Below are 3353 nucleotides of genomic sequence, written 5' to 3' on the forward strand. Positions count from 1 at the left end.
AGCATGGGATCCACCTCGACCGTCGTGACGTTCTGCGCACCGACCCGCTCCGACAGCAGCGCGGCCGTCCACCCGGACCCGGTGCCGATCTCCAACACGCGGTGATGGTCATACGGGTCGAGCTGCTCCAGGAACTCGGCCACCACGGTCGGCATCGACAACGACGACGTGGGCAGCCCCTCGCCCTCGGCGCAACCATCCTCGAACTGGGTGATCAGCGGCAGGTCCAGCCGCGCCACCCGCTCCCACTCGGCCGGGTCGGTCTCGCGGTCCACCCGAACCCACGGCCCCGGGCCGAGATCAGCCCACACCACCGACGGCATGAACAGGCTCCGCGGCACCCGATCCATGATCTTCCGCCAGTCGGTCACGACTTGCGCCCGTCACTCGGGTTGCCCTTGGTGTGGTCTCCCTTGCCGCCGTGCCCGGTGCCCTTCTGAGTGTCACCGGTCCCGCCAGGGGTCTTGCGCTCGCCGCCCTGGCCGCCCTCGTGTCGCCCCATGAGGCCTCTCCTTCCGTCGTGCTTCTGTGTGTTGTCGGCCCAGCGCGGCCCGCGCGCCGCGCTGGTGTCTATGTGCAGGGGCTATGTACGCGCCACCCGCTGCGCGATCTCCTCGCCCCTCGCCCCCGGACGCCACACCCGCACTCGCGTGGGGCGGGCGATGACCCGCGCGTCCGGGGCAGTCCACCGCGTCACCGATTCGCCGTCCACGACGACGTGCGTGCTCTCCGTACAAGCTCCACGACCTGCCAGAACAGGGCGTCCGGGGTGACGGCCTCCAACAGGCGGTCGCCCTGCGGGGTCGGGACGTAGGCCCACCAACGGCGCGTGTAGAGCCCCCACCAGCACTGGACACCGGGGAAGCAACCCTCGACGTGGGCGCTGACGGTCTGTCGCGTCCGCTCGTCCGCCGGCTCGGCGACCGGCCGCCGGTTCGTGGGCACGGGCGTGTGGTGGAGCGGCACGGCCGGTGCGCCCGGGGGGATGCCCGCCGGCCGCACCGCTCCCACCTCCCCCCACCGGACCGCGCCCCGCGGCGCGGTCCCCACCGGTGACCAGGCCGCGTTGTATTGCACCCGTTTCATCACCGCAGCCCCTTGCGCGCAGCGGCTCGCTCGGCCTCCTCGCGCAATGCGTCGCGAAGTTCGGCGGCATTTGCACGAATTATCGTGGGGTGAATTCCGGCATTCGGGTCATGAAGGGTGGCCACCCAATCACTCAACCGCCCGTCCCAACGCACGGATCGCCAAATCCGGTGGCCGGTGAAATCGCGGCGCAGCTCGGCCAGCTCCCGATCTTCCTTGGCGGTTTGTGGGTCCATTTCCGATCCTTCGAGTTCGCTTGTTCGTAGGACAAGGATGCGCCTTCCGGGTTACGTTCGGAAGGTTCGTTCAGCAGATACAACAACGCAAGGTGATCAATGAGCGCCAGAGAGTCACTGAATCCGGAAAGGTCGCTATGGGACCTCATAGCGGTTCAGCTGCGCAGACACCGCGAGGAGCGCCGGATGTCCGGCAGCACCCTGGGAGCGATACTCGATCTTGATCGGTCGAGTGTTTCGCGCCTTGAATCCGGTCAGGTCAAGCTTCTGGAGAAGCACGCGCGGGTCCTTGATCGCGAATGGGACACGCGCGGCCTCTTCCAGATCTTGGTCCTCTTCGCCAAGTCGGGCCACGACCCGGAATGGTTCAAGACACACTTCGAGATGGAGGTCCGCTCCTCCGAACTCCGGATATGGGAGCTCGCCTGGATCCCAGGCCTGTTCCAGACCGAGCCGTACGCACGAGCGATCGCACTCGCAGATGGGGCGCAAGATGTCGATGCCGGTCTGAAAGTCCGGATGAAGCGCCAGGAGTGCCTGTTCCGGACTCCGCGCCCGCACCTGTGGGTGATCCTCGATGAGGGTGTCATCAGACAACCTGTCGGCGGACCGGAGGTCATGCGCGGTCAACTCGCTAGGCTGCTGGAACTTGGCAGCGAGCCCAACATCTCCGTGCGGGTAGTTCCTCAAAGCGCCGGCGCCCACGTCGGACGCAACGGGGCTTTCAAGATCATGACAGTGGACGGCAACGACTCGGTGTACGTCGAAGCAAACATCGGCGGGCGACTCGTCGTGGATGCGACGGATGTACGCTCGTATCGAGCCCGCTTCGATCGCATCAGTGATCGAGCGCTCCCGGTGGATGCATCTGCCGAGTTGGTCCAACGAGTCATGAAGGAGTTCGAATGACTCCCGTCTGGCGCAAGTCCAGCCACAGCGGAACCGACCTCGAAAAGAGCGACTGCGTGGAGATCGCGCAGCTCGGAGAGATCATCGCGGTGCGCGACTCCAAGAACCCGAACGGCCCCCGCGTGGAGTTCAACTCCGACGACTGGCGAGCGTTCACCCACCGCATCCGCAACGGACACCACGACCTGACCTGATCCCCCAGCGACATCCCGATCAACAGCCCCCCCAAACAGTGGAGGTGCTGCCATGGCACCCAACTGGCGAAAGTCCAGCCACAGTGGCACTGAGCAGAACGCTTGCGTAGAGCTGGCAGCCCTTCAGGGCTTTATCACTGTGCGGGACTCGAAGGACCGGTCGCGTCCACGGAGGTGGTGTACGAGTTGATGCAGGTCAGAGGGCATGGCGTCGTGAAATGAGACGGCCACCGCGTGATCCTTCGAGAAGCCGAAAACCAAGATCGAAGGAGAGGACGCGATGGCCGACAACCCCAGTGTGGACCCCGCGGGCTGGTTTGCCGAGCAGATCGGGGCGTGTGAGCCCGATCTGCTGCGATCGATGGTCAAGACGATGGCCGAAGCGCTGATGAGCGCGGAGGCCGACGCGATGTGCGGCGCCGGCTACGGCGAGCGCTCGGATGAGCGGGTCAACCGCCGCAACGGCTACCGGCACCGGGACTGGGACACCCGCGCCGGCACCGTGGAGCTGGCGATCCCGAAGCTGCGCAGCGGGTCGTACTTCCCCGGGTGGTTGCTGGAGCGCCGCCGCCGGGCCGAGCAGGCCCTGGTGAGCGTGGTCGCCACCAGCTATCTGCTGGGCGTGTCGACGCGGCGGGTGGACAGGCTGGTGGAGCAGATGGGCATCCAGGGCATTTCGAAAAGCCAGGTCTCGCAGATGTCGAAGGTGCTGGACGAACAGGTGGCCGCGTTCCGCAACCGGCCCCTGGAAGGTGGGCCGTATGCGTTCGTGTGGCCGGCGCCCTCACCCAGAAGGTCCGCGAGGGCGGCCGCACCGTGAACGTGCACGTGCTGGTGGCGACCGGTGTCAACGCCGACGGGCACCGCGAGATCCTCGGGGTCGAGGTGGCCTCGGCCGAGGACGGCGCCGGATGGCTCGCCTTCCTGC

The 3353-nt window shown here is 66.7% G+C and carries 7 protein-coding genes and 1 pseudogene; 4 read left to right on the forward strand and 4 right to left on the reverse strand.

Annotated elements, in window-relative coordinates; all coding sequences use genetic code 11:
* The 4 genes from QSK22_RS33065 to QSK22_RS33080 all read right to left on the reverse strand — a co-directional run.
* On the reverse strand, positions 1 to 371 hold a 371-nt coding region (locus tag QSK22_RS33065), incomplete at its 3' end, for an rRNA adenine N-6-methyltransferase family protein (RefSeq protein ID WP_285498436.1).
* Entirely contained in the window at positions 368 to 502 is a 135-nt protein-coding gene (locus QSK22_RS33070) for a hypothetical protein (RefSeq protein WP_285498437.1), read from the reverse strand. The genes QSK22_RS33065 and QSK22_RS33070, both read right to left, overlap by 4 nt.
* Positions 503 to 693: 191 nt before the next feature.
* Positions 694 to 945, reverse strand: a complete 252-nt coding sequence (locus QSK22_RS33075) for a hypothetical protein (protein WP_285498438.1) — start codon at positions 943 to 945, stop codon at positions 694 to 696.
* A gap of 140 nt (positions 946 to 1085) precedes the next feature.
* Positions 1086 to 1322, reverse strand: coding sequence for a hypothetical protein (locus QSK22_RS33080; RefSeq protein WP_285498440.1), 237 nt, complete (start codon positions 1320 to 1322; stop codon positions 1086 to 1088).
* A 186-nt stretch (positions 1323 to 1508) separates the two neighbouring features.
* Here QSK22_RS33080 and QSK22_RS33085 point away from each other — a divergent pair, with 186 nt between their 5' ends.
* The 4 genes and pseudogenes from QSK22_RS33085 to QSK22_RS33100 all read left to right on the forward strand — a co-directional run.
* On the forward strand, positions 1509 to 2231 hold the full coding sequence (locus tag QSK22_RS33085) for a DUF5753 domain-containing protein (protein WP_285498441.1): 723 nt from the start codon (positions 1509 to 1511) through the stop codon (positions 2229 to 2231).
* Positions 2228 to 2425, forward strand: coding sequence for a DUF397 domain-containing protein (locus tag QSK22_RS33090; protein WP_285498442.1), 198 nt, complete (start codon positions 2228 to 2230; stop codon positions 2423 to 2425). The genes QSK22_RS33085 and QSK22_RS33090 overlap by 4 nt, the downstream gene beginning before the upstream one ends.
* Before the next feature lie 52 nt (positions 2426 to 2477).
* Complete coding sequence (locus tag QSK22_RS33095; RefSeq protein ID WP_285498443.1) at positions 2478 to 2615, forward strand: DUF397 domain-containing protein; 138 nt, start codon at positions 2478 to 2480, stop codon at positions 2613 to 2615.
* Positions 2616 to 2705: 90 nt separating this feature from the next.
* Positions 2706 to 3353: pseudogene (locus tag QSK22_RS33100) on the forward strand (IS256 family transposase); the annotation flags it as partial.

It is taken from the genome of Actinomadura sp. NBRC 104425 (assembly GCF_030269545.1).
GTDB lineage: Bacteria > Actinomycetota > Actinomycetes > Streptosporangiales > Streptosporangiaceae > Spirillospora > Spirillospora keratinilytica.